Consider the following 25,722-nt stretch of genomic DNA (forward strand, 5'->3'; position numbering starts at 1 on the left):
CTGAGGCGCCGCACACCGGTCCTCGATCCTTGAGACGCAGAGGTTTCAACCATGAGTTCACAGAACAAACCGGCGCAGGAGCTGCCTCCCGCCGCCGTCGATCCCGCCATCGCGGAGGCGGAGGAACGGCGCTGGACGCCGGCCAAGATCGCCCTCTGGGTGGCCATCGCGCTCCTGGGCGGCGTCGCCTGGGGCGTGCTGGCCATCAGCCGCGGCGAGACCATCAACGCCATCTGGTTCGTCTTCGCGGCAGTCTGCACCTACCTGGTCGCCTACCGCTTCTACTCGAAGTTCATCGAGCGCAAGATCGCCCGCCCGGACGACACGCGCGCGACGCCGGCGGAGTACAACTCCAACGGCAAGGACTTCATGCCCACCGACCGGCGTGTGCTGTTCGGCCACCACTTCGCCGCGATCGCCGGCGCCGGACCGCTCGTCGGCCCCGTGCTGGCCGCCCAGATGGGCTACCTCCCCGGCACCATCTGGATCATCGTCGGCGTCGTGCTCGCCGGCGCGGTGCAGGACTACCTGGTCATGCACTTCTCCATGCGCCGCGGCGGCCGCTCGCTGGGCCAGATGGCCCGCGAGGAGCTCGGCCTCATCGGCGGCACCGCCGCCCTCATCGCCACCCTGGCGATCATGATCATCATCGTCGCCATCCTGGCCCTCGTCGTGGTCAACGCCCTCGGCGAGTCCGCATGGGGCGTCTACTCCGTGGCGCTGACCATCCCGATCGCGCTCTTCATGGGCGTCTACCTGCGCTTCATCCGCCCGGGCAAGGTCATGGAGGTCTCCATCATCGGCTTCGTGCTGCTGATGTTCGCGATCATCTCCGGGCGCTGGGTCGCCGAGTCCGCGTGGGGTTCCGAGCTGTTCCACCTGGACCGCACCGTGATCGCCTGGGGCATCATCGTCTACGGCTTCGTCGCCGCCGTCCTGCCGGTCTGGCTCCTGCTGGCCCCGCGTGACTACCTCTCGACGTTCATGAAGATCGGCGTGATCGCGCTGCTCGCGGTGGCGATCGTCGTGATCCGCCCTGACATCTCCGTCCCGGCGATCTCCGAGTTCGCCTCCCGCGACGACGGCCCGGTGGTGTCGGGATCCCTCTTCCCGTTCCTCTTCGTGACGATCGCGTGCGGCGCCTTGTCCGGCTTCCACGCGCTCATCTCCTCCGGCACCACCCCGAAGATGGTCGAGAAGGAGCGGCAGACCCGCTTCCTCGGCTACGGCGGCATGCTCATGGAGTCCTTCGTGGCCATCATGGCGCTCGTCGCGGCGATCTCGATCGACCGCGGCATCTACTTCGCGATGAACTCCTCGGCGGCCGCGACGGGCGGCACCGTGGAGGGCGCGGTGGCGTTCGTGAACTCGCTGGGCCTGGCCGGGGTGAACCTGACCCCCGAGATGCTCACGGGGCTCGCCTCCGACGTCGGCGAGGAATCGGTGGTCTCCCGCACGGGCGGCGCCCCGACCCTCGCGGTCGGCATCGCCGTCATCATGGGCCAGTGGTTCGGCGGCCCGGGCATGATGGCCTTCTGGTACCACTTCGCCATCATGTTCGAGGCGCTCTTCATCCTCACGGCCGTCGACGCGGGCACCCGCGTGGCGCGCTTTATGCTGCAGGACACCATCGGCAACTTCATCCCGAAGTTCAAGGACACCTCGTGGAGACCAGGGGCGTGGTTGTGTACCGCGGTCATGGTCGCCGGCTGGGGGTACATCCTGATCCTCGGGGTGACGGACCCCTTGGGCGGCATCAACACGTTCTTCCCGCTCTTCGGCATCGCCAACCAGTTGCTCGCGGCGATCGCGCTCGCGGTGGTCATGGCGATCGTCGCGAAGAAGGGCAACTTCAAGTACCTGTGGATCGTGGTCCTGCCGCTGGCGTTCGCGACCGTCGTGACCGTCACGGCGTCGCTGTACAAGATCTTCTCCCCGGTCCCGGCCGTCGGCTACTGGGCGCAGAACGCCGCGTTCCGCGAGGCGCTCGCCAACGGGGAGACGAGCTTCGGCACGGCGCGCAGCGTCGAGGCCATGGAGGCCGTGGTCCGCAACACCACGGTCCAGGGCACGCTCTCGATCGTCTTCGTGACCCTGGCCCTGATCGTGATCGTCACGGCCGTGCTGGCCACGATCCGCTCGTGGCGCGGCAAGGGCGGCAGCGACAACGAGGACCCGCGCGTCGAGTCCAAGTTCTACGCCCCGTCCGGCCTCATCTCCAGCCCGGCGGAGAAGGAGCTCGACGCCCAGTGGCGCGCCCTTCCGGCCGAGCTGCAGCCGCAGCGGGGCGGGCACTAGCCGTGGCCGCCGGCACCCCGGGCGTCGCGTCGGGCGCGGCGGACGGGACCGGGCGGACGACGCCGGGGCCCGGCTCCGTCGTCGTCCGCGCCGTCGTGGGCGGTTGGCGGGGCCTCGTCTGGTACCTCGAGGGCATGATGGGCGCGGACGCGTACAAGAAGTACGTCGCGCACCACCGGGCCGTCCATCCCGGGGTCGAGCCCCTGGGCGAGCGGCAGTTCTGGCGCGAGAAGATGGACGCCGAGGACGCCAACCCGCAAGGGCGCTGCTGCTGAGCGCACCGCATGGGCAGGGCCCCGGGGGTGGAGGGAACTCCGCATCCCGGGGCCCTGCCGCGTCCGGCCGCCCTCCCGGCGCCGCGCGCCGTGGCAAGATGGACGCATGAGTGAAACCCAGGCGGCAGCGGAGGTCCGGAGCGGGCCCCGCCGCGCCGTCGGGCCGGGTCGGCACGCCTGACCGTGGGCTTGTTCGGCATCACGGGCGGCGCCCGCCGTGAAGACAAACTGCTGGGGACCGGGGTGTGGCGGCGCGCCCACGACCGCTTCGGCCGCGGCCTGGACCGCTTCCACCAGGTCCTGGAGGGCATCGAGTCCGACGAGCTCTACAACGCCCTCGTCGTGGTGGCCAACGAGCTCGCGGAGCTGCAGCCGCGCTTGCGCGCCGTGTGCCAGGAGGCCCAGCGGGTACGGCCGAGCTCCGACTTCAACATCCCCGGTGGCCCGTTCTCACCCGTGCACCGCGCCCTGTCCCGCGCCGCGAACGACCTCGCCACGGCCGCGCAGGCCGCCGCCATGGCCCGGCTCGACGCCGAACGCCTGGGGCTGGAACGCGGCGGGCTGGAGAACGTCGGCCGCCGTGCCGAGGCCGTCGCCGAGGGAGTCCACGAGGCCGAGGCCGCCCTCGCCGAGGCCCTCTCCGCCGGCAGCCGCGGCTAGCCGGGGCCGGCATATTGGTTGCCCGGGGCATCTTTTCGCCCTGCGCGTAACGGGGGCCGAAGCCCGCAGCCCGCGTGGTCCCGGATGGCAGGATGGACGCATGACTTCTTACGCATCCCCCGTGTTGACCTTCAACGACGGCAACACCATCCCGCAGCTCGGATACGGCGTGTGGAAGGTGCAGGACGACGTCGCCGAGAAGGTCGTCGGCCTGGCCTTCGAGGCCGGCTACCGCCACATCGACACCGCCCGGATCTACGGCAACGAGGCCGGCGTCGGCCGCGCGATTGCCGCGTCCGGGATCGACCCGTCCGAGCTCTTCATCACCACCAAGGTCTGGAACTCCGACCAGGGCTACGAGGAGACCCTGGCGGCGTTCGACGCCTCCATGGAGCGCCTCGGCCTGCAGACGCTGGACCTGTACCTGATCCACTGGCTGCAGCCGCAGCGCGGCAAGCACGTCGAGACGTGGAAGGCCCTCGTCGAGCTGCAGAAGTCCGGCCGCGTGAAGTCCATCGGCGTCTGCAACTTCACGGTCGAGGCGCTGCGCGAGATCGAGGAGGCCACGGGCGTGGCGCCGGCGATCCACCAGGTGGAGACCCACCCGTACTTCCCCCAGACCGAGCTGCGCGAGTACGCCGCCTCCCGCGGCATCCTCCACCAGTCGTGGTCCCCGCTCGGCCAGGGCTCCGACCTCCTGGCCAACCCGGTCCTCGGGGAGATCGCCGCGAAGCACGGCGCCACCCCGGCCCAGGTCGTCATCGCCTGGCACCTGGCCCACGGCCTCGTCGTCATCCCGAAGTCGGAGACGCCCTCGCGCATCGTCGAGAACTGGCAGGCGAGCGCCGTCGTCCTCGAGGCCGCCGACGTCGCCGCGATCGACGCCCTGGACCGCGGCGCGGACGGCCGCATCGGTGCCGACCCGGCCGTGAGCGACTTCGAGTAGGACCCGCAGAACCGGCCCGGCGGCCGGGATCCCGCACCGCGGGGTCCCGCCGCCGCCGTGTCCGGGCGGTGTCCGGGCCACGGACGTCAGCCGCCCGGCGTGCGGACGCCAGCCGTCGCCCGGCGTCCGGTGCCGGTCCCGCGCGGGTCCGCGTCCGGCGTCGTCCTCCGCCCTCGGTGATGCTGCGGTGACGCTCCCCGCAGACACTGACCCCAAGCACCCACGTGGGGAGGACGCCATGGCCATCTTGTCCCTGCCGGCACCGTTGCCGGACCGCGGCTTCGGAGATCCGGGATGGGCGGACCGCACGCTCACCCCGGCGCTCGCCGCGCGGCTCGCACCGCACGTCGTCAACCTCGCCGACGGGCGCTTCTCGAGCGGCGGCGCCGCGAAGACGACGCCGGCCGACGTCGAGCGGATCTTCGACGCCTACCTCCCCGCCTACATCGCCTCCCGCGGCGGGGGAACCGTGCCCCTCGTGATCTGGGCGCACGGGGGCCTCGTCGACGAGGCCGCCGGGCTCAAGGGGGCGTACTCCCAGTACCAGTGGTGGCTCGAGAACGGCGTCTACCCCCTCTTCTTCGTCTGGGAGACGGGCTTCTGGGACGCCCTGCGGCCCCTCCTGGGGCTCGGCAACCGGGACCCGATCCCGGAGGTCGTGGATCGGGGCTGGTTCGAGGACGCCAAGAACCGCATCATCGAGGGCGCCACGCGGGGACTGGGCAGCAAGGTCTGGGGACAGATGAAGACCTCGGCCCGCCTGGCCAGCGCGGACGACGGCGGGGCGCGCTACGTCGCGCGCCGGCTCGCCCGCTTCCTCGCCGAGAACCCCGGCGCGGTCACGGTGCACCCCGTGGGGCACTCGGCGGGCTCGATCTTCCACTCCTGGTTCCTGCCCGCGTTCCTCGAATCCGGAGGCCCGGGCATCGACTCCCTGGACCTGCTGGCGCCCGCCGTGACGGTGGAGGACTTCGCCGGGCGGCTCCTGCCGCTCGTCGGGGCCGACGGCGGGATCGCCCGGCTCGGCGTCGCGAACCTCGACCGGAAGACCGAGGAGGACGACGCCGTCCTCGGCGTCTACACGCGCTCGCTCCTGTGCCTGGTCCGGGCGGCGTTCGAGGAGGAGATCGGAACGCCGCTGCTCGGCCTGCAGGAGTCCGTCGAGGCCGACGCCCGGCTCACCGGGCTCTTCGCCGGCCCCCACGCGGACGTCATCTTCGCGCCGACCCCGCCCGGAACGCCGGCCGACCGCGCCTCCGAGGCCACGTCCCACGGGGACTTCGACGACGACCCGGCGACCCTGGGCACGGTGGCCCGCGCCGTCACGGGGCGCGGGGACATCACCCCCTTCAAGCCGCCCGCCCCGCCGCGCCTCGCCGACCCCGACGAGCCCGGGGCGGGGCGCCCGCCGGCGCCCGGTGGACCCGGCGATCCCGGTGACCCCGGCCGCACCGGCGAGCCGGGGGAGCCCGCGCGCCCCGGACGGCCCGCACGCCCCGGACGGCCCGCACGGCCGGCCCGCCCCGCCGCGGCGGCCAACGGAGCGCGCAGCTACGCCCTGTGTGTGGGGATCAACGAGTTCGAGCACCTGCCGCATTCAGCCTGGCTGCGCGGCTGCGTGCAGGACGCCCATGACTACGTCGAGCTGCTCACGCGCGACTACGGCTTCCCGGACGGGGCGATCGACGTGCTGCTGGACGCCCAGGCCACCAAGGAGGAGGTCATGGGGCGCTTCGGCGAGGCCCTCGAGAAGGCGCGGGCCGGGGAGCTGGAGCAAGTCATCCTGACGTTCTCGAGCCACGGGACCCAGGTCCCGGACGAGGACGGCGACGAGGACGACCTCGCCGACGAGGCCTTCGTGACGTACGACATGCGCCAGAAGGGCGACCAGTGGGACACGGGAAGCCTCATCATCGACGACGAATTCCACGCCGTCCTCAAGGACCTGCCCCGCAGCGTCCACGTCGACGTCGTGCTGGACACGTGCCACTCGGGCGACGGTCTCAGGGTCCTCGACTTCCTGAACCACTCGGTGCCGCGCTACGTCGCCCCGCCGACGCGGGCCGGGCTCGACATCGTCGCGGGGGCCACGCAGCGGACCCTGGGCGGGCTCGTGGGACGCGCGGGCGGCCGGAAGCCCGTCCTCTTCTCCGCCTGCGATCCGCGCCAGACCGCGGCCGACGCCTACCTCGACGGGAAGTACAACGGCGCCTTCACGCGGGCCTTCATCGATGCGCTGCGGGCCGAGCCGGCCGCGAGCCGCAGCCGCGTGCTGCGCTCCGTCCGCTCGACCCTCAAGGCGCGGAACTTCACGCAGGTCGCGCAGCTGGAGGGATCCAGCGGGGCGCGGTCCGGGGCGTGGGGCCGGCTCCCGGGGTGACGCGGTGGCGGCGACGGCGGGCGCGCGGCCGCTCCACGGACCGGGGGACGTCACCGAGGCCGTGGTCCTGGCCGACGGCCCGTTCAGCCTGGGGCGCGACGGCCGGCCGCTCTACACGAGGGTGCGGATCCCGGACGAGCGGCTGGACCCGGGGCCGCGTGGCCCGCGCTTCGAGGTCGAGCTCCTCGACGCTACCGGCACCCCCGTGCCCGTGCAGCTGGCCGGCCGCGGCGGCTGGGGGCTGAAGCGGGCCGCCCCGCCGCGGACTGCCGCGCGGCTCCTGCACGACACGCGCTTCCTCGCCCAGCACGCCTACGCCGTCGCGGCCGAGACGCTGGCGGTGTTCGAGCGCAGCCTGGGCCGCCGGGTCCCGTTCGCCCTGGACAGCCGGCTCGTGCTGCGCGTGCACCTCGACCCGGCCGTCCACCACGAGACGCGCTACGACCCCGTGCAGCAGATCGTCGAGTTCGGGGAGGAGCCGGACGGGATCTGGTCGATGGCCTGCCACCGGGACGTCGTCACGCACGAGGTCGTCCACGCGATCCTGCACGGGCTCCGGCCGCGGTGGACGGACCGCCACGCGACCCTGGACCAGTACGCCGTCCACGAGGCCGTCGCGGACCTCGTCGCCCTGCTGTCCGTGATGTCCTCGCGCGAAGTCGTGGAGAAGCTCATCGGGGAGAAGCTCGCCGCGCTCGTGCCGGGCTCGGACCCCCTGCACCCCACACCGCGCATGCTCGCCCGGCTCGAGGAGGCCATCCACGGCTCCGGGCTGCTCTCCTTCGCCGGGAACTTCAAGGCCCGCGGCGGGTCGATCCGGGACGCGGGCGCTCCGCCGGCAGCGGGCTGGAGGTCCGATCCGTCGCCCTACGCGCGGGCGAGCGGGTTCGTCTACGCCATGATGCGGGCGGCGCTCGTGTTGTGGGGACGCCGGCTGGATGTCCCCGGCGGGCGGGCGAGCGTCTACGTCGCCGCCGAGGCCGGCGCGGAGATCGGCGCCCACCTGCGGCGCATGCTGATCCGCGGCCTGTCCTACATGCCGCCCGTCGATGTCGACATCGAGGACCTGGTCCGGGGGCTCCTCGCGGCCGACCTCGTCGTGGTCCCCAGCGACGACCGCGCCTACCGGGCCGTGTTGCGGCAGGCGTTCGCGGAGGTCGGGCTCGTGGTGGAGGCGGACGCCGTGCTCCGGTCGGGCGCACGGATGGGGCGGCTCGAGTACGGTCTGAGGCCGGGCACGCTCGATGCGGGCGGGGAGGAGATCGTCAAGTTCTGCTGGAACAACCGGGCCCTCCTCGAGCACCTGCAGCTCAACGCGGGCCAGCGGATCATGGTGGACCGCGTGCGGTTCTCCACCCGCGTGAGCCCGGACGGGTTCGTCGTCCAGGAACTCGGCGCCTCCGTGGTCCAGGAATACGTCCTCCCCGCCGCCGAGGCGAGGAAGCTGGGGCTGCGTACCGCCGGAAGCGTCGTGATGCGCGGCGGGGCGTTGCTGCGCTTCGACGCCGGCGGCCGCTTGTGCTTCATCGCGGTCAAGAAGGTCATGGACCTCGAGCGGCGGCAGCGGCTGCTGGACGAGGCCGAGCAGCTGCGCCACGGTCCCGAGCCTCCGCCGGGCGGGGCGTCGCTGCGGGAGGCGGCCGCCGACTCCGGCTCGAAGCGCTTCTTTTCCCGGCACGCCGTCCGCTGGGAACGTCCGGACCCGGACAACGCGTGAGGGGCCCGCCGTCCGGCGGGCCCCTCACGGATCCGAGCCCCCTACCAGAATCGAACTGGTGACCTTTTCATTACGAGTGAAACGCTCTACCGACTGAGCTAAGGAGGCCTCACGGCCTGACGGCCGCAAGCACCTACTTTAGAGGATCCGCTCGCGGCAGGTCAAAACGGCGGACGGGCCGCGTCGCTGGCTGGCCGTGGCCGGCTCCGGTTCAGCAAGCGAGCCCGTCTTCCGGCACCGTTCCGTCGAGGAAGTAGCGGTCCACGGCGCGCTCGATGCACTGGTTGCTGCGCCCGTAGGCGGTGTGGCCGTGGCCCTCGTAGGAGACCAGGACGCCGGAGGCGAGCTGGCCGCTCAGCGCGACCGCCCAGTCATAGGGCGTCGCCGGGTCGCCCGTGGTGCCGATGACCACGATCGGCGCCGCTCCCGGCGCCTCCACGGGTGCCGGTTGGCCGGTGCTCGGGAAGGGCCAGTGCGCGCAGACCGCGCCGCCGTAGGCGAGGAACTCCCCGAACGTCGGAGAGGCCTCCATGAGCTCCTCGGCGTCGGCGTCCATGCCCTCCTCGTCGGTGGTCATCGGGTAGTCGAGGCAGTTCACGCCGTAGAACGCGGCCGCCGCGTTGCCCGTGTACGAGCCGTCCTCGTTGCGGCCCGCGCTCGTATCGGCCAGCGCCATGAGGGGATCGGGATCGCCGCCGAACAGGCCCGCCAGGGCGCTCGTGAGCGTGGGCCACCAGCCCTCGTCGTAGAACGCCATCAGGACCCCGCTGACGAGCTCGCCGACGTTGAACACGCGTCCGTCGCCCGTGGTGAGGGGCCGGGAGTCCACGTCCCGCATCAGCTCGTGCAGCTGTTCGACGGCGTCGTCGACGTCACCGGAGAAGGGGCACTCGGCGCTCCGCAGGCATTCGGCAAGGTAGGCGCGCAGCGAGGACTCCATGGCCTCCGCCTGGCCGAGCGTGGTCTCCTCCATGGTGAGGGAGGGGTCCATGGCGCCGTCGAGGACCATGCGCCCCACGTTCTCCGGGAACAGCCCGGCATACGCCGCCCCCAGCCGCGTGCCGTAGGAATAGCCGAGGTAGTTCAGCTTCGCGTCGCCGTTGACGGCCCGCAGGATGTCCAGGTCGCGGGCGGCGCTCACGGTGTCGACGAAGGCGAGCGGCAGCCCCGTGCGCTCCTCGCACTGGGCCGCGAACTCGGCGAGGTACTCTTCGACCCGGCGTTGGTCCTCCTCGGAGTCGCTGAAGAGCGTCGCCCGGTCGGCGTCCCGTTCCGCGTCCGTCCGGCAGGTCACCGGTGCGGAGCGGGACACGCCCCGCGGGTCGAAGCCGACCAGGTGGAAGCCCTCGCGCAGGGCGCTCGAGAACATCAGGGTCCCCGCATCGCGGACCGTGTCCACGCCGGAGGCGCCCGGCCCGCCGGGGTTCACGAGGAGGCTGCCTTGCGGCTTCGCGGCCCGCTTGCGGATCACGGCCAGCTCGATCGTCTCCGCCTCGGGCCGGGAATAGTCCAGGGGCACTTCGACGCTCGCGCAGTCGAACGAGCCCTCGCAACTGCTCCACTCGAGCTCCTGCGTGTAGAAGCGTTCGAGGTCCGCGGGCGCAGAGGGCATCACGGCGCCGGGCTGCGAGGCCTGTCCGCCGCCCTGGCCCGTCCCGGGATCCAGCGGCACGCAGCCGGTCAGCACCAGGGCGACGACGGCGGCCGCAGCGACGGTCGTCCGCCGGGGCGTCCGGAATCGGGAGGGGATCTTCACGCGTGGCTCCTGGGGGGTCGTGGCGGCGCGGCGGCCGTCTCGGCTTCCGGTCATGGTCGGCTCACCGGTGCGCCAGGAGTCCGGCCATCATGGCCTCCATGGCCAGCAGCGGCTGCACGTTGGCGCCGATCCGCTTCCGGGCCTCGCCGATCATGTCGATCTTGGCGAGCGTCTGCTCCGGCGTGGAGCGCTCGGCGTAGGAGGCCAGCTCGGACGCGAGGTAGTCGTTGACGAGCTCCGTGCCCGTGGCCAGCTGGAGGGTCAGGACGTCGCGGAAGAACGTGGACAGGTCGATGAGCGAGCGGTCGAGCGAGTCGTTGACCCCGCGCCGCGCGCGCCGCTTGGCGGACTCCTCGAGCTGCTTGAACTGGCTGCGCAGCTGCGGCGGGACGGCGGTGCCCTCCTCGAGCCCGAGCGCCTCGCGCAGGGCCGCGGCGTCGGCCGTGGCGCGTTCCTCGGCGGACGCCGTCGCCTCCGCCGTGGACAGCTCCACGAGCGCCGCGGCGGCGAGCACGGCGTCGGCGACCGAGCGCAGGGCGAGCGGCATACGCACCGTCCTGTCGCGGCGCTGGCGGGCGCCCTCGTCGCGCGCGAGCCGTCGCGCGATCCCGATGTGGCTCTGCGAGACCCGCGAGGCGAACTCCGCCTGCTCCGGGGTCAGCCCGTCGCGCCGCACGAGCAGTTCGGCGACGGCCTCGCGGGCGGGGACGCGCAGCCCCACGGGGCGGCAACGCGAGCGGATCGTCACGAGGACGTCGGCGGGGCTTGGTGCGCAGAGGATCCAGACGGTGTGCGGGGGCGGTTCCTCGATGGCCTTGAGCAGCACGTTGGTGGTGCGTTCGGCCATGCGGTCGGCGTCCTCCATGACCACGACGCGCCACTTGCCGCCGGAGGGCCGGTCCTGGGCCTTGCCGATCAGCTCGCGCACGTCGGCGATCGCGTAGCTGACGTTCTCCGTGGTCACCATCGACACGTCCGGGTGGGTGCCGGCCAGGACGGTGCGGCACGCCGGGCACTCGCCGCAGCCGCGCGCGGCCGGATCCGGCGCCTGGCACTGCAGGGCCGCGGCGAAGGCCCGCGCGGCGTTGGAGCGCCCGGAGCCGGGCGGGCCGGTGAAGAGCCAGGCGTGCGTGGGGTTGCCCTCCGCGACGGCGCGGCGCAGCTGGGAGACCGCGGCCTCCTGCCCCGGCAGCTCGTCCCAGACGCTCACGGCGCCACCCGGCTCCGGTCGGCGAGCCCCGCGATCCGCTCCCGCACGAGCGCGCCCAGCTCGTCGACCGGCAGGGCGGCGTCGAGGACCAGGTAGCGCCCCGGGTCGGCATCGGCGAGGGCCAGGAAGGCCGCGCGGTTGCGCGCATGGAAGTCGTCGGGCTCGGACTCGAGCCGGTCCTCGGCGGCCGTGCCCGCGGTACGACGCCGGCGCCCGGCTTCCGGGGCGACGTCCAGGAGCACGGTGAGGTCGGGGAGGAGCCCGTCGGTGGCCCAGCGGTTGACGGCGAGCACCTCGTCGGTGCCGAGGCCGCGGCCCACGCCCTGGTAGGCGACGGAGGAGTCGACGTAGCGGTCGCAGACCACCACGGTCCCGGCCGCCAGGGCCGGGCGGATGACCTGCTCCACGTGCGCCGCGCGCGAGGCCGCGAACATGAGCGCCTCGGTGCGCGCGTCGACCGTGCCGTGGCCGTGGTCCAGGATGAGGGAGCGGAGCTTCTCGCCGATCGGTGTCCCGCCCGGTTCACGCGTGCGCAGCACGGTCCGGCCGGCGGACTCCAGGGACGCGGCCAGGAGCGCGGCCTGCGTGGACTTGCCGGCGCCGTCGCCGCCCTCGAAGACGATGAACAGTCCGCCGGCCGGCGTCGGTGGGGGCTTGGAAGTCACCCGCCCAGCCTAGCCGTTCGTCCCGCCGTCACAGTCGGCCACGGCGTCGGCTGGGGATATCGCGCGGCGCTACTGTGGCTTCCATGCAGCTCAACGCCTCCCCGGCCCCGCACGCGGCCGGGCTCTCTCCCGAGACCGTCGCCGTCGCCGCCGGGCGCCCGCCCCGCGTGGCGGACGCCCCCGTGAACCCGCCGATCGTGCTCTCGTCGACCTTCGTCGGCACGGGCACCCCGGGCGCGGGGGAGCGCGTCTACGGCCGCTTCTCCAACCCCACGTGGGACCCGCTCGAGGAGGCCGTCGCGGCCCTCGAGGAGTCCACGCTGCCGGGCCTCGCCTTCGCCTCCGGCATGGCCGCCGTGGCCGCCGCCCTGGCCCTCGTCCCCGCTGGCGGCACCGTCGTCGTGCCCCGCCACTCCTACAACGGCACGCTCGCCCTGCTGCAGGAGCTCGAGGAGCGCGGCGCGCTGACGGTGCGCACGGCCGACGTCGAGGACACGGAGGCGACCGCCGCGCTGATCCAGGGCGCTGACGCCGTCTGGCTCGAGAGCCCCACCAACCCCATGCTGGAGGTCGCCGACCTCCGCGCGCTGGCCGCCGCGGCCCGCGCCGCCGGTGCCGTGAGCATCGTGGACAACACGTTCGCCACGCCACTGCTGCAGCGCCCTCTGGGGCTCGGCGCCGACGTCGTCCTGCACTCGGCGACCAAGTACCTGGGCGGGCATTCCGACGTCGTCCTCGGCATGGTCCTGACCAACGACGAGGCCCTGCGCGCCCGCCTCCACGCCCACCGCAGCCTGCACGGGGCCATCCCGGGCCCGTTCGAGGCCTGGCTCGCGCTGCGCGGGCTGCGCACCCTGGCCCTGCGTGTGCGCCGTGCGGAACAGAGCGCGGGCGAGCTGGCAGCCCGGCTCGCGGAGCACCCCGCGGTCGAGTCCGTCCGCTACCCGGGGCTCGCCGGCGACCCGGGACACGCGCGCGCGGCGGAGCAGATGGACGGCTTCGGCTCGATCCTGGCCTTCACCGTTCCGGGCGGCTCCGAGGCCGCCGAACGGGTGCTCGCCGCGTTCCGGCTCTGGACGCCCGCGACGAGCCTCGGCGGCGTCGAATCGCTCGCCGAACGCCGCCGCCGCCACCCCTCGGAGCCCGCGTCCGTCCCCGACGCCCTCATCCGGCTCAGCGTCGGCATCGAGGACGCCGGGGACCTGTGGAGGGACCTCGAGCAGGCGCTGACGGCACTCTGATCCGGGCCGCCAGGCCGGTGGCGGGGACGACGCCGGACGGCCGCAGTGCGCGTAAGCCGCCCTCCGGCCGGGCCCGGGTCCGTCCTGCCGGGCCGCCACGCGGTGCGGGCCGCTAGCGGCCCGGCGGCGGGGGCGCCGTCTAGACTGGGACCGTGGTCATGGCATACACCTTCGAGATGTACCTCTTCCAGGCGCTGAGCTTGGTGGTCCTGGGCCTTGCCCTCTGGGCGTTCCTGGACAACCTGCGCCATCCGGCCGCGAACTTCCAGCGCGAGGACAAGCGCACCAAGGGATTCTGGATGGCGCTCAACGGCGTCTCCACGGGCGTGGCCCTCCTGAGCGTCGCCGGCGGCGGGGGCGGCGGGATCCTGATGCTCGTGGCGGCCTGCATCGTGTGCGTCTACCTCGCCGACGTCCGCCCCGCCGTCTCCGGCAAGGGCACGGGCTACTACAACTACTAGGCCGCGGCCGCGAGGTCGGCGGCTACGCCGGGGCCACGCACGCCCAGTCGACGGTCAGCTCGCCGAGCCGCCACCGCGCCGGTCCATGGAGCACGGGCCACCCCGTGCCGCGCAGCGACTCGCACATCCGGATCCACCGCTGCCGGTTCCCGAACGACGCGAGCGGCGCGGCCGCGAGCCACGCGGCATCGGCCGCCCGCAGGAACGAGTGCACCGGCTCGCCGGGGACGTTGCGGTGGATGAGCGCCTTGGGCAGGCGCTCCGCGACGTCGGACGGCAGCCCGAAGGCCCCGAAGCGCAGCGCGAGGCTGAACGTCTCCGGCCCCTCGGCGCCGATCCCGACCCAGGCCGCGCGGCGCCCGATCTCGTCGCAGGTTCCCTCGACGATCAGCCCGCCCGGGGCCAGCCGGGCCCGGAGGGTGGACCAGATCGCGTCGACGTCCGATTCCTCGTACTGGCGCAGGACGTTGAACGCCCGCACGAGCACGGGGTGCCCGTCCACGGGCAGTTCGAAGCCGCCGAGCCGGAAGTCCAGGCCCTCCTCGGCGGCGGCGCGGGCGCGCTCGACCCGGCCGGGCTCGATCTCGAGTCCCGTGAGGCGTGCGTCGGGGCGGACCGTGCGGAGCCGGCGGAAGAGCTCGACGGCCGTCGCGGGGGAGGCCCCGTAGCCCAGGTCGACGGCGAGCGGGGCCGGACCCGCCGCGCGCAGCCGGCCGGCCTGGGTGCCCGCGATCCAGCGGTCGACGCGGCGCATCCTGTTGGCCGCCGTCGTGCCGCGCGTCACATTGCCAAGCGGGCGTCCGGTGCCCGTGCGCCCGCCGAGCCGTTCCGCCTTCTGCACCACGAGACCATCGTAGGCCGCCGGTGGCGCAGGACCCCGGCGAGCCCGAGGCGGCCGGTTCCCCGGTGCGCCGCGACGGCCCCGTGGCGTTGCCCGCGTTCCGCCGACGGGGCCGCCGTCATGTGCGGCGGGCGCGGCCCCGCCGTCGTTAGGATGGGGGCATGACCTACACCCTGATCCTGCTCCGCCACGGGCAGAGCGATTGGAACGAGAAGAACCTGTTCACCGGCTGGTACGACGTGACGCTCACCGAGCAGGGCCGGTCCGAGGCCGTCCGCGGCGGCGAGCTGCTGGTCGAGGCCGGGCTGCTGCCGGACGTCCTGCACACCTCCGTGCTGCAGCGCGCGATCACCACGGCCAACCTCGCGCTCGAGGCGGCGGACCGCAGCTGGATCCCGGTCCGCCGCGATTGGCGCCTCAACGAGCGCCACTACGGCGCCCTGCAGGGCAAGGACAAGGCGCAGACCCTCGCCGAGTACGGCGAGGAGCAGTTCATGGAGTGGCGCCGCTCCTACGACACCCCGCCGCCGCCCCTCGACGACTCCTCCGAGTTCTCCCAGGCGGACGATCCGCGCTACGCCGGACTCGGCGCCGACGCCCCCCGCACCGAGTGCCTCAAGGACGTCCTCGAGCGCATGCTGCCGTACTGGGAATCGGCGATCGTCCCCGATCTGAGGGCCGGCAAGACCGTGCTCGTCGCGGCCCACGGCAACTCGCTGCGGGCCCTCGTCAAGCACCTCGACGGCATCAGCGACGAGGACATCGCGGCACTGAACATCCCCACGGGCATCCCGCTCGTCTACGAGCTGGACGAGGACCTGGCCCCCGTCGAGCGCGGCGGCCGCTACCTGGACCCCGAGGCCGCCGCGGCCAATATCCACGCGGTCGCGAACCAGGGCCGCAAGTAGCCCCAAGCCGGACGACGACGGCGCCCGCCCCCCGTGGGGGACGGGCGCCGTTCGCGTTGGTGCGGCGGATGCCGGCGGCCCCGGGGGGGCCGCCGGGAACGGCCTAGTACTCGGTGACCTCGGGGTCCCACTCGCCGGTGACGAGGTAGTTGACCTTGCGGGCCACGGAGACGCCGTGGTCGCCGAAGCGCTCGAGGTAGCGGCTCGTCAGGGTGACGTCGGCCGTCGTCGGGGCGGACTCGGTCCAGGAGTCCTCGGCGACGGTGCGGAACACGCTCAGGTGCAGCTCGTCGATGCGCGCGTTGAGGGCGGCGATGTCCTTGGAGATCGTGAGGTCGCGGGTCTCCAGGAGCTCGCCGATCTTCGTGGCGATCTGGATGTCCAGCTGCGCCATCTCCTTGAACGTGCCGGCCAGGGAGGCGGGTACCACCTGGTTCGGGTAGCGCAGGCGGGCCAGCTGGGCGATGTGGCGGGCGAGGTCGCCCATGCGCTCGAGCGAGGCGCTCATGCGCAGCGAGCCGACGATCATGCGCAGGTCGGAGGCGACGGGGCCCTGGAGGGCGAGGACGTCGATGGCCCGCTCGTCGAGCTGGTTCTGCAGGAAGTCGATCTTGGCGTCCGCCGCGATGACCTCCTGGGCCACCTCGGTATCCGCCGACTCGAAGGACTCGTAGGCGCGCTCCATGGCCTGGACCACGAGCTGGGACATCTGGATGAGTTCCTCGCCGATCGACTGGAGCTCAGCCTGGAAAACCTTACGCACGGATGCGTCCTTTCATAGCCTGCGGCCCGCGCGCCTGGACGGCCGCGGGTCTGGATCACCGCCTACTGTGACAGTACTAGATGAAGCCGCGTCGGTGCGGAAGTGAACGTTGGGTGAACCGGGCCTCCGGGCACGTCAAACGGCGTCGGGCGGGTTTCGGCGGGGCCTAAGCTGGAGGCGTGGATGATGCGTTGATCGTGGTGGTGTCCGGCCTGGCCGGGCTGCTGCTGGGCATCGGTGGCCTGCTGGCCTACCGGGCCAGCCAGCGGCGCCGCGTCGTGCTGCCCGATGTCGGTGAGCCGACGCTTCCCGAGGGCACCGCCGAGATCCTGTCCGTGATCGGCCGGGCGTTCGTCGTGGCCGACGAGGTCGACGGCGTGGTCCGCGCCAACCCGGCCGCCTACGCCTACGGGCTGGTCCGCGGCCACACGATCGTCCACGGAGAGCTGCTGGAGCTGGCCCGCAAGGTGCGCGTGGACGGGGTCATCAAGGAGCGCCAGTTCGAGCTGCCCCGGGGGCCGCTGGGTCAGGGGACCATCGTCGTGCACGTCCGGGCCGCGCCGCTCGGAGAGGAATACATCCTCCTGCTGGCCGACGACCGCACCGAGATCACCCGCACCGAGGCCATCCGCAACGACTTCGTCGCCAACGTCTCCCACGAGCTCAAGACGCCCGTCGGCGCGATCTCGCTCCTCGCCGAGGCCCTCGAGGACGCGGCCGACGACGAGGTGGCGGTCAAGCGCTTCGCCTCGCGCCTGCACAAGGAATCCGGGCGGCTCTCGGCCCTCGTCCAGGACATCATCGAGCTGTCCCGGCTGCAGGGAGCCGACGTCGTGCTCAAGGGCCGGCCGGTCGACGTCAACCAGATCATCGCCGAGGCCGTGGACCGCAACAAGCTCCCCGCCGAGGGCAAGAACATCCGGATCAACGTGGGCGGCCGGTCCGAGGACCAGGTCTTCGGCGACGCCGACCTGCTCATGACGGCGTTCCGGAACCTCATCGACAACGCCATCCGCTACTCGCCCGAGGGCACGAGCGTCGGCGTCGGCATCAAGTCCCGCGACGGACTCGTCCAGGTCTCCGTCACCGACCAGGGACCGGGCATCCCGCCCGAGGAGCAGGACCGGATCTTCGAGCGCTTCTACCGCGTCGACGAGGCCCGCTCGCGCCAGACCGGCGGTACCGGGCTGGGACTCAGCATCGTCAAGCACGTCATGTCCAACCACGGCGGAGAGGTGACGGTCTGGTCGCAGCCCGGACAGGGCTCGACCTTCACCGTCCGGCTCCCCGGGTACGAGGAGGGGGCGGACGAGGCCGGGGCACCGGCGTCGTCCTCCGCCAGGGAACCAGGCACCGCAGGTGCCGTTCAACAAGGAGGCAGGATTTGACCCGCATTCTGGTGGTGGAGGACGAGGAGTCGCTGAGCGACCCGCTCGCCTACCTCCTGGAGAAGGAGGGCTTCGAGGTCCAGGTCGTGGACAACGGGCTCGACGCGATCACCGAGTTCGACCGCGCCGGGGCCGACCTGGTGCTGCTTGACCTCATGCTCCCCGGCCAGCCGGGCACCGAGGTCTGCCGCCAGCTGCGCCAGCGCTCCAGCGTCCCGGTCATCATGCTGACCGCGAAGGACTCGGAGATCGACAAGGTCGTGGGCCTCGAGCTCGGCGCCGACGACTACGTCACGAAGCCGTACTCCTCGCGGGAGCTCGTCGCGCGCGTCCGCGCGGTGCTGCGCCGCCAGGGCGAGCCGGACGAGCTCGTCACCGCGACCGTCCAGGCCGGCCCCGTCCGCATGGACGTCGAGCGGCACGTGGTCAGCGTCAACGGCGAGCAGACGGCGTTCCCGCTCAAGGAGTTCGAGCTCCTGGAGATGCTCCTGCGCAACGCCGGACGGGTGCTGACGCGCGGGCAGCTGATCGACCGCGTCTGGGGCTCCGACTACGTCGGCGACACCAAGACGCTCGACGTGCACGTCAAGCGGCTGCGCTCCAAGATCGAGCCCGATCCGTCCAACCCCGCCCACCTCGTCACGGTGCGCGGACTCGGCTACAAGTTCGAGGCCTGAGCCGGCCCGAGCCCGGCGCAACGCACAAGGCCCCGGACCCCCTCGCGGGGTCCGGGGCCTTCGGTCGCCGGCGCGGTGCCGGCTCAGTGGCCGGAGCCGTGCTCTTCCTCGGCGGGGGCCAGGTGCTCGACCGTCGACTCGTCGTAGCCGCCGGGCAGGTACGGGCGGTACTCGGCCAGCGCGCCGTTGACGACGGGCACGGACTTGGACTCGCTCGCACCGCCGACGTTGACGGAGGCGTCGACATGGGCGCCCGGCTCGGCGCCGGCGCTCGGGAGGATGGTCTTGTTGACGTCGTCCTCGAGCTTCTTGGTGGACTGCGCGGGGATGTCGATCGTGACGCTGCTGCCGGCCACCTCGAGCACCAGGGTCTGGTCCTGGTCCGTGGTGTTGACGAGGCTGCCGAGCACGCGGGCTTCTTCGTCCGCGGTGTTGGTCACCAGCATGAGGTTGCGGATCTTCAGGTCGCCTGCGTTGAACACGATGCCGTCCGACGGCGCGTAGCTCTCGGCGGTCGCCTGGGCGTTGATCGCGCCGCAGCCGGTCACGCCCACGGCCATCAGGCCCAGGGCGAGGGCGGCCGCGGTGCGGCGTCCACGGAACTTCTGTGCGGTGATCACGGCACAAACTCCTCATCGGGGTCGTCTCGGGTGGTGCGGCGCGACGGATCGGGTCCGGCGCGGCGGCATTCTCCTCCAAGCCTACTGGGTGAGTCCCCGTTTTGATGATTCCGGAGCGGCCCGTGACCGGCGCGGCACCGCGTCCCTGCGCGCGGCGGTGTCCTGCATCACCGCACGCGATACCACCGAAGCCCGCCAAATGAAAGGGGGAATTATGCTCCCCGAGGCCCGCTCAGGCCCGGCAACTCGCCGGATGTTGCACCAGTTTCGTGATAAACTTGTCTGCGGGAAAGGGGATTATCCACATGGTTTTTGAGGTTGGCGAAACGGTTGTTTACCCTCACCACGGTGCGGCGATGATCGAAGAGATCAAGATGCGCACCATCCGGGGCGAAGAGAAGATGTATCTCAAGCTCAAGGTGGCCCAGGGCGACCTGACCATCGAGGTGCCGGCGGAGAACGTCGACCTCGTCGGCGTCCGGGACGTCGTGGGTCAGGAAGGCCTCGAGCACGTCTTCGATGTCCTGCGGGCCGAGTTCACGGAGGAGCCGACCAACTGGTCCCGCCGTTACAAGGCCAATCTGGAGAAGCTCGCCTCGGGCGATGTGATCAAGGTGGCCGAGGTCGTCCGTGACCTGTGGCGCCGCGACCACGACCGAGGGCTCTCCGCCGGCGAGAAGCGGATGCTGTCCAAGGCCCGCCAGATCCTCATCAGCGAGCTGGCCCTGGCCAAGAAGCTCGACGAGGAGAAGGCGGAAAGCGTCCTCGACGAGGTGCTCGCCTCCTAGGCGGCCGCACCTGAAGGCACCAGGCCCGTCCACCCACGGTGGACGGGCTTTTTGCTGCGCTGGCCGGTCCCCTGGGCAGGACCATCCCGGCCGATCCCGTAGCCCACCGCCTGGGCCCGCCGGCACCGGACGAGCAGGGGGCCGAACGGCTAGGGTAGAGGCGTGCCGACCCCCGCCCCCACCGTCCAGGACGCCGCCACCGCCGGCGGCACCGCCGTCGTCCTCGTCGCCGCGGGGTCCGGCACCCGGCTCGGCGCGGGCGTGCCCAAGGCCCTCGCCCCCGTCGCGGGCCGCCCCATGCTCGCCCACGCGCTCGACGGCGTCCTCGCCGCCCTGCCCGGCGTGCCCGTCGTCGTGGTGATTCCGCCCGACGACGCCCGGCTCGCCGAGGTCTGCGCCCCCTATGCCCGTGACGGCGTCGTGTGTCTCCCGGGCGGCTCCACGCGCCACGCGTCCGTGCGGGCCGGGCTCGAGGCCGTCCCCGCCGGGACCCGGCACGTCCTGGTCCACGACGCCGCCCGCTGCTTCGCCCCCGCCGGCGTGCACCATGCGGTCCTGGCCGCGCTCCGCGACGGGGCCGAGGCCGTCGTGCCGGCGCTGCCCGTCGTCGACACCATCAAGGAAGCCGCGCCCGGGCCGGACGGAGCCGAGTACGCGGCCTCCACGCCCGACCGCTCGGTGCTGCGCGCCGTCCAGACGCCGCAGGGCTTCGCGCTCGCACCGCTCTTGGCCGCCCACGCCACGGCGGCCGGGTGGGACGAGGCCGCCTCGGCCGCCGTGACCGACGACGCCCTGCTCATGGAGCGCCTGGGGCACCGCGTGCGGATCGTGCCCGGCGCGCCCGAGGCCCTGAAGATCACGACGCCGCTGGACCTCGCCGCCGCCGAGGCCCTCGCCGCCCGCCCCGACCCGAGGAGGCCCCCCTTGACCTATATGACGCCGTCCGGCCCCGTCCTGCCGCGCACGGGACTGGGCGTGGACGTGCACGCCTTCGCCCCGGACGGGGAGGAGCGGCCCTTGTGGCTCGCAGGCCTGAACTGGCCGGGCGAGCGGGGGCTGTCCGGGCATTCCGACGGCGATGCCGTCGCCCACGCGGCCTGCGACGCCCTCTTCTCCGCCGCGGGGATCGGCGACCTCGGCACCCACTTCGGCACGGACCGGCCCGAGTTCGCCGGGGCCTCCGGGGCAACGCTGCTCGCCGAGGCCGCCCGGCTGGTGCGCGCCGCGGGCTACGGAATCGGCAACGTCGCCGTCCAGTTCGTCGGCAACCGGCCGAAGTTCGGGCCGCGGCGGCAGGAGGCGGACGCGGCCCTGACGGCGGCCGCCGGGGCCCCCGTGACGGTGACCGCGACGACGTCGGACCGCCTCGGCTACGAGGGCGAGGGGCAGGGGATCACGGCCTACGCGACGGCCCTCGTCTACCCCGCGGCGGGCGGGCCCAGGGCGTAGGCGTTCGGCTACCCTAGAGCGGTGAGCATCCGTTTCTACGACACCCAGGCCGCCGCCGTCCGCGACTTCGTCCCCCTTCAGGAGGGGCGCGTGGGTCTGTACTACTGCGGGGCCACGGTGCAGGGCATGCCGCATGTGGGGCACGTCCGGTCGGCGATCGCGTTCGATGTCCTGGTCCGCTGGCTGCGGTACCGCGGCCTCGAGGTCACCGTGGTGCGCAACGTGACGGACATCGACGACAAGATCCTCGAGAAGTCGGCCGCGTCCTTCGCCGGCCCCGTCGAGGAGCCCTACCGCGCCCGCGAGGAGTGGTTCGCCCTGGCCTACCGCTTCGAGCAGGAGTTCCAGAAGGCCTACGACGTCCTCGGGGTGCTCCGGCCCAGCTACGAGCCGCGGGCCACGGGCCACGTCACGGAGATGCATGAGCTCATCCACGAGCTCATCGACCGGGGGCACGCCTACCCGGCCCTCGACGATTCCGGCGACGTCTACTTCGACGTCCGCTCCTGGGAGCGCTACGGCTCCTTGACCCGGCAGAAGGTCGAGGACCTGCAGGACGCGCCCGACGCCGACCCGCGCGGCAAGCGCGACCCCCGCGACTTCGCGTTGTGGAAGGGGCACAAGGCCGCGGACCCCCAGACGGCGTCGTGGCCGAGCCCGTGGGGGCGGGGGCGGCCGGGGTGGCACCTGGAGTGCTCCGCGATGGCGGGGAAGTACCTCGGCGCCTCGTTCGACATCCACGGCGGGGGCCTGGACCTGCGCTTCCCGCACCACGAGAACGAGCTCGCCCAGTCCACCGCCGCCGGGCACGGCTTCGCGAACTTCTGGATGCACAACGGCATGGTGACGTTCGAGGGCGAGAAGATGTCCAAGTCCGTCGGCAACACGATCTCGCCCGAGGAGATGCTCGCCGCCGCCGGCCCGCGCACGGTGCGTTACTTCCTGGGGCAGGCGCACTACCGCTCCCAGCTCGACTACAAGCCGACGTCCCTGCAGGAGGCCGGCGCCGCCGTCGAACGCATCGACACGTTCGCCCGCAACGCCTCCGGGCGCGTGACCGCGCCCGCGGAGCAGGAGGTCCCGGAGGCGTTCGGCGCGGCCATGGACGACGACCTCAACGTCCCGCAGGCCCTCGCGGTGCTGCACGAGACCGTGCGCGCGGGCAACACGGCCCTCGCCGCGGGCGATCTCGAGGCGGCCGCGACGGCGCTGGGCCGCGTCCGCGCGATGACGGCGGTGCTGGGGCTGGACGACGCCGGTGCCGCCGCGGGCGCGCAGGCCGGCGGATCCGATGCCGCCCTCGGCCGGCTCGTCGACGCGCAGCTGCGGGAGCGGGCCGAGGCCCGGGCCGCCCGGGACTGGGCCCGGGCCGACGCGATCCGCGACCGCCTGCTCGAGGCGGGGATCGCCGTCGAGGACTCCTCCGACGGGGCTCGCTGGCAGCTGGCCTGAGCCCGCGGGGGAGGCCGCCACCACCGGGCGGGCCCCGGAGCCTGTAAAATGGCTCTTCGGTAGGCATCGTGGCCACCGCGATCCACCGAACCCCACTCCAAGGAACCACTACCATGGCAACTCCCAAGCGTCCCGGCACCGTCCGCAAGGCCAAGAAGGGACCCACCGTCGGCACGGGCGGCCACGGCCGCAAGTCGCTCGAGGGCAAGGGCCCCACGCCCAAGGCGGAGGACCGCGTCTACCACAAGGCCTACCGGACCAAGCAGCTCAGCGAGCGATCCGCGGCCAAGGCCGCCGGCCGCGGCGGCCGCCCCGCCGGGCGGTCGAAGAACGCGGAGGAGCTCGTCACGGGCCGCAACTCGGTCGTCGAGGCGCTGCGCGCCGGCATTCCGGCGAAGGCCCTCTACATGGCCACCCGGATCGACGTGGACGACCGCGTCCGCGAATCGCTCAAGATCGCCGCCGAGCGCGGCATCGGCGTGCTCGAGGCCAGCAAGGCCGAGCTCGACCGGATGACCGACGACGCCGTGCACCAGGGCCTGGCCCTGCAGGTGCCGCCGTACCAGTACGCCGACGCCCTGGACTTCGTCGAGGAGACCGTCGAGCGGTCGGCCAAGGGGCACATCGCCAACGCGCCGCTCTTCGTGGCCCTCGACGGGATCACGGACCCGCGGAACCTCGGCGCGATCGTGCGTTCGGTCTCCGCGTTCAGCGGCCATGCCGTGATCGTGCCGGAGCGCCGCTCCGTGGGCATGACGGCCTCCGCCTGGAAGACGAGCGCCGGCGCGGCCGCGCGCGTGCCCGTGGCCCGTGCGGGCAACCTGACCAACGCGCTCAAGGCCATGAAGGAGCTCGGCGTGTACGTGATCGGGCTCGACGGCGGCGGCGACGTCCAGCTGCCGGGCCTCGAGCTCGCGACCGAGCCGCTCTGCATCGTCGTCGGATCCGAGGGCAAGGGCCTGTCCCGCCTGGTCCGCGAGACGTGCGACCAGATCGTCTCGATCCCGATCGACTCCGCGATGGAGTCGCTCAACGCGTCGATGGCCGTCGGGATCACCCTCTACGAAGTCTCCCGGCGCCGGAGCGCCTAGGACCCGCCGTGGCACAACCCACCGACGAGGTTCCCGCGCGCCTTCACGGCGTCCACGGGCACTTCTCCCGCCCCTTCCCCCTCGGCGTCGCCGAGGCCGCTCCCGGCGTCCCGGACCTTCCGGACGCCGTGAACATCGCCGTGTTCGCGCCCGCGCTCGAATCCGTCGACGTCTGGTACACCGATCCCGTCGGCGAGCTGGCCTGCGCCCGGCTCTTCGACCAGACCGACGGCGTCCACCACGGGACCGTCGAGGGCCTGCGTCCCGGCGCCCGCTACGCGTTCTGGGCGCACGGCGCCGAACTGCCCGGGGACGGGCAGCTCCTCGTGGACCCGTACGCGCGGGCCATCGAGGAGGACGACGCCGGGGCGTACTGGGGCACGCACGTCGAGACCGGATTCGACTGGGGCCAGGACCGGCGCCCCCACGTCCCCTGGCGGGACACCGTCGTCTACGAGGCCCATGTCAAGGGCCAGACGATGCTGCACCCGGACGTCCCCGAGGAGCTGCGCGGCACGTACGCCGGGTTCGCCCACCCGGCGATGATCGAGTACCTGACGGACCTCGGCGTCACCACGGTGGAGCTGCTGCCCATCCACTTCCACGTCGACGAACCGCACCTGCAGGAGCTCGGGCTGCCCAACTACTGGGGCTACAACACGCTGGGCTTCTTCGCGCCGCACACCGAGTACGCGACGGCGGCGGCGCGGGCCGCCGGGCCGAAGGCCGTCCAGGACGAGCTCAAGGGCATGATCAAGCTGCTCCACGCAGCGGGGATCGAAGTGGTCCTCGACGTCGTGTTCAACCACACCGCCGAGGGCGGCAAGGAGCAGAAGACGCTGTCCTGGCGCGGCCTCGCGGACGGCCACTACTACCGGCACACGGCGGACGGACACTACTTCGACACGACCGGATGCGGGAACACGCTGGACTTCAACGAGCCGGCCGTGGTGCGCATGGCCATGGACTCGCTGCGGATGTGGGTCGAGGAGTACCACGTCGACGGCTTCCGCTTCGACCTCGCCGTGTCCCTCGGGCGCGCCGTGAACAACCACTTCACGCCCCAGCACCCGTTCCTCGTGGCCCTCGGTGCGAGCAAGTCCCTCACCGGGACCAAGCTCATCGCCGAACCGTGGGACGTGGCGATGGGCGGCTGGCAGACCGGGCGCTTCCCGCGCGGCTTCGCCGACTGGAACGACAAGTACCGCGACACCGTGAGGGAGTTCTGGGTCGCCGACCGCGGGCGCCTGCTCGCGGGAGAGCCGGGCCAGTCCGTGGCCAAGCTCGCCGGCGTCCTCGCCGGCTCCCGCGAGGTCTTCGCCCCGTCCGGCCGCGGCGCGCTCGCGTCCATCAACTTCGTCACGGCCCACGACGGCTTCACGTTGCGCGACCTGGTCAGTTACGACCGCAAGCACAACGAGGACAACGGCGAGGAGAACCGGGACGGCCACAACCACAACAACAGCTTCAACCACGGTGTCGAGGGCCAGACGGGCGACGAGCGGGTCCAGTCGCAGCGCCGGCAAACGGCGTCCAACGTCATGGCCACGCTCCTGCTCTCCCTCGGCGTCCCGATGATCACGGCCGGCGACGAGTTCGGCAAGACGCAGGAGGGCAACAACAACGCCTACTGCCAGGACAACGAGACGACGTGGCTGCACTGGAACCTCGCGGGCCAGCAGCAGGCGATGCTGAAGACCACCCGCGCGCTCTTGAAGATCCGCCGCGAGTTCCTGGCCGGGCAGCCCTACACGTACCCGTCGCGCGAGGACAGCTCCTACCTGTTGTGGTTCAACGCGCAGGGGCAGCCGATGCCGCAGGAGGAGTGGAACAACCCGGACACCCGGGTCGTCCAGCTGCTGCTCGGCTCCCTGTCGGGGAAGATCGACGGGCTCGTGGTGTTCAACGGCGGCGTCGAGGACGTCTCCGTGACCATGCCGACGCGGCTCTCGCTGCGGGACTTCCGCGGCAACGACCGCCCGTTGTCCGGCTTCGAGCTGCGCTTCAGCACGGCCCCGGCGGCCGAGCGGCGCCGCGGCGCGGTGCTGCACCCCGGGGAGTCCGACCTCATCGAGGCGAACTCGGTCGCGGTCTTCCGCGCCTGACGCGGCCGGGCCAGCACTTCCCGGCCCCTCC

At 72.6% G+C, this 25,722-nt stretch carries 22 protein-coding genes and 1 tRNA gene; 16 read left to right on the forward strand and 7 right to left on the reverse strand.

Annotation, left to right across the window (positions count from 1 at the left end):
• Positions 1 to 51 precede the first annotated feature (51 nt).
• The 6 genes from ACQ3I4_RS11785 (at position 52) to ACQ3I4_RS11810 (ending at position 8,276) form a co-directional block, all read left to right on the forward strand.
• Positions 52 to 2,298, forward strand: coding sequence for a carbon starvation CstA family protein (locus ACQ3I4_RS11785; protein WP_329862803.1), 2,247 nt, complete (start codon positions 52 to 54; stop codon positions 2,296 to 2,298).
• A 2-nt stretch (positions 2,299 to 2,300) separates the two neighbouring features.
• On the forward strand, positions 2,301 to 2,573 hold the full coding sequence (locus ACQ3I4_RS11790) for a YbdD/YjiX family protein (protein WP_329862801.1): 273 nt from the start codon (positions 2,301 to 2,303) through the stop codon (positions 2,571 to 2,573).
• A 183-nt stretch (positions 2,574 to 2,756) separates the two neighbouring features.
• A complete protein-coding gene (locus ACQ3I4_RS11795) occupies positions 2,757 to 3,233 on the forward strand; it encodes a hypothetical protein (protein WP_329862799.1) in 477 nt (158 codons plus the stop codon).
• A gap of 100 nt (positions 3,234 to 3,333) precedes the next feature.
• The gene (locus tag ACQ3I4_RS11800; protein WP_430633595.1) at positions 3,334 to 4,179 is read left to right on the forward strand and encodes an aldo/keto reductase; all 846 of its coding nucleotides are present in this window, start codon (positions 3,334 to 3,336) and stop codon (positions 4,177 to 4,179) included.
• 238 nt (positions 4,180 to 4,417) lie between these two features.
• A complete protein-coding gene (locus ACQ3I4_RS11805; RefSeq protein ID WP_329862794.1) occupies positions 4,418 to 6,559 on the forward strand; it encodes a caspase family protein in 2,142 nt (713 codons plus the stop codon).
• A 4-nt stretch (positions 6,560 to 6,563) separates the two neighbouring features.
• The gene (locus ACQ3I4_RS11810) at positions 6,564 to 8,276 is read left to right on the forward strand and encodes a hypothetical protein (protein ID WP_329862793.1); all 1,713 of its coding nucleotides are present in this window, start codon (positions 6,564 to 6,566) and stop codon (positions 8,274 to 8,276) included.
• 35 nt (positions 8,277 to 8,311) lie between these two features.
• On the opposite strand, the gene ACQ3I4_RS11815 is transcribed toward ACQ3I4_RS11810, so the two are convergent.
• The 4 genes from ACQ3I4_RS11815 to tmk form a co-directional block, all read right to left on the reverse strand.
• Positions 8,312 to 8,384 (reverse strand) — tRNA-Thr (locus ACQ3I4_RS11815).
• A 103-nt stretch (positions 8,385 to 8,487) separates the two neighbouring features.
• A complete protein-coding gene (locus ACQ3I4_RS11820) occupies positions 8,488 to 10,032 on the reverse strand; it encodes an alpha/beta hydrolase (RefSeq protein ID WP_329862791.1) in 1,545 nt (514 codons plus the stop codon).
• A 61-nt stretch (positions 10,033 to 10,093) separates the two neighbouring features.
• A complete protein-coding gene (locus ACQ3I4_RS11825; protein ID WP_329862789.1) occupies positions 10,094 to 11,242 on the reverse strand; it encodes a DNA polymerase III subunit delta' in 1,149 nt (382 codons plus the stop codon).
• A complete protein-coding gene (gene tmk, locus ACQ3I4_RS11830; RefSeq protein WP_329862787.1) occupies positions 11,239 to 11,907 on the reverse strand; it encodes a dTMP kinase in 669 nt (222 codons plus the stop codon). The genes ACQ3I4_RS11825 and tmk overlap by 4 nt, the downstream gene beginning before the upstream one ends.
• Positions 11,908 to 11,990: 83 nt before the next feature.
• Here tmk and ACQ3I4_RS11835 point away from each other — a divergent pair, with 83 nt between their 5' ends.
• Positions 11,991 to 13,148 carry a trans-sulfuration enzyme family protein gene (locus tag ACQ3I4_RS11835; protein ID WP_329862785.1) on the forward strand — a complete coding sequence of 386 codons (1,158 nt, stop codon included), beginning with the start codon at positions 11,991 to 11,993 and terminating at the stop codon, positions 13,146 to 13,148.
• Positions 13,149 to 13,306: 158 nt separating this feature from the next.
• A complete protein-coding gene (locus ACQ3I4_RS11840) occupies positions 13,307 to 13,609 on the forward strand; it encodes a DUF2516 family protein (protein WP_329862795.1) in 303 nt (100 codons plus the stop codon).
• A 22-nt stretch (positions 13,610 to 13,631) separates the two neighbouring features.
• Here the strand turns inward: ACQ3I4_RS11840 and ACQ3I4_RS11845 are convergent, their stop codons facing one another.
• A complete protein-coding gene (locus ACQ3I4_RS11845; RefSeq protein ID WP_329862783.1) occupies positions 13,632 to 14,453 on the reverse strand; it encodes a class I SAM-dependent methyltransferase in 822 nt (273 codons plus the stop codon).
• A 158-nt stretch (positions 14,454 to 14,611) separates the two neighbouring features.
• Between ACQ3I4_RS11845 and ACQ3I4_RS11850 the strand changes: the two genes are divergently transcribed.
• Positions 14,612 to 15,358, forward strand: coding sequence for a phosphoglyceromutase (locus ACQ3I4_RS11850; protein WP_329862781.1), 747 nt, complete (start codon positions 14,612 to 14,614; stop codon positions 15,356 to 15,358).
• Positions 15,359 to 15,461: 103 nt separating this feature from the next.
• On the opposite strand, the gene phoU is transcribed toward ACQ3I4_RS11850, so the two are convergent.
• On the reverse strand, positions 15,462 to 16,121 hold the full coding sequence (gene phoU / locus ACQ3I4_RS11855) for a phosphate signaling complex protein PhoU (RefSeq protein ID WP_329862779.1): 660 nt from the start codon (positions 16,119 to 16,121) through the stop codon (positions 15,462 to 15,464).
• A gap of 179 nt (positions 16,122 to 16,300) precedes the next feature.
• Here phoU and ACQ3I4_RS11860 point away from each other — a divergent pair, with 179 nt between their 5' ends.
• Together ACQ3I4_RS11860 and ACQ3I4_RS11865 are read left to right on the forward strand one after the other, a co-directional pair.
• Positions 16,301 to 17,509: a sensor histidine kinase gene (locus ACQ3I4_RS11860; protein WP_329862777.1), complete on the forward strand. Its 1,209-nt coding sequence runs from the start codon at positions 16,301 to 16,303 to the stop codon at positions 17,507 to 17,509.
• Complete coding sequence (locus ACQ3I4_RS11865; protein ID WP_329862776.1) at positions 17,506 to 18,186, forward strand: response regulator transcription factor; 681 nt, start codon at positions 17,506 to 17,508, stop codon at positions 18,184 to 18,186. The genes ACQ3I4_RS11860 and ACQ3I4_RS11865 overlap by 4 nt, the downstream gene beginning before the upstream one ends.
• A gap of 83 nt (positions 18,187 to 18,269) precedes the next feature.
• On the opposite strand, the gene ACQ3I4_RS11870 is transcribed toward ACQ3I4_RS11865, so the two are convergent.
• Positions 18,270 to 18,806, reverse strand: a complete 537-nt coding sequence (locus ACQ3I4_RS11870) for a hypothetical protein (RefSeq protein ID WP_329862774.1) — start codon at positions 18,804 to 18,806, stop codon at positions 18,270 to 18,272.
• 305 nt (positions 18,807 to 19,111) lie between these two features.
• On the opposite strand from ACQ3I4_RS11870, the gene ACQ3I4_RS11875 reads away from it, so the two are divergent.
• The 5 genes from ACQ3I4_RS11875 to glgX all read left to right on the forward strand — a co-directional run bounded on the left by ACQ3I4_RS11875 (position 19,112) and on the right by glgX (position 25,691).
• Positions 19,112 to 19,594 (forward strand): CarD family transcriptional regulator, encoded by a 483-nt coding sequence (locus ACQ3I4_RS11875; protein WP_329862772.1) that lies wholly within the window; start codon positions 19,112 to 19,114, stop codon positions 19,592 to 19,594.
• Positions 19,595 to 19,756: 162 nt separating this feature from the next.
• The gene (gene ispD / locus ACQ3I4_RS11880) at positions 19,757 to 21,043 is read left to right on the forward strand and encodes a 2-C-methyl-D-erythritol 4-phosphate cytidylyltransferase (RefSeq protein WP_430633596.1); all 1,287 of its coding nucleotides are present in this window, start codon (positions 19,757 to 19,759) and stop codon (positions 21,041 to 21,043) included.
• Between the two features lie 21 nt (positions 21,044 to 21,064).
• Positions 21,065 to 22,495 carry a cysteine--tRNA ligase gene (gene cysS, locus ACQ3I4_RS11885; protein WP_329862768.1) on the forward strand — a complete coding sequence of 477 codons (1,431 nt, stop codon included), beginning with the start codon at positions 21,065 to 21,067 and terminating at the stop codon, positions 22,493 to 22,495.
• 113 nt (positions 22,496 to 22,608) lie between these two features.
• Positions 22,609 to 23,586: a 23S rRNA (guanosine(2251)-2'-O)-methyltransferase RlmB gene (gene rlmB / locus ACQ3I4_RS11890; RefSeq protein WP_430633597.1), complete on the forward strand. Its 978-nt coding sequence runs from the start codon at positions 22,609 to 22,611 to the stop codon at positions 23,584 to 23,586.
• Between the two features lie 8 nt (positions 23,587 to 23,594).
• Positions 23,595 to 25,691 carry a glycogen debranching protein GlgX gene (gene glgX, locus ACQ3I4_RS11895; RefSeq protein ID WP_430633598.1) on the forward strand — a complete coding sequence of 699 codons (2,097 nt, stop codon included), beginning with the start codon at positions 23,595 to 23,597 and terminating at the stop codon, positions 25,689 to 25,691.
• The last annotated feature ends 31 nt before the right edge of the window (positions 25,692 to 25,722 follow it).

Origin of the sequence: Zafaria sp. Z1313 (genome assembly GCF_050563205.1) — a bacterium.
Classification (GTDB): Bacteria; Actinomycetota; Actinomycetes; order Actinomycetales; family Micrococcaceae; genus JAZDCJ01.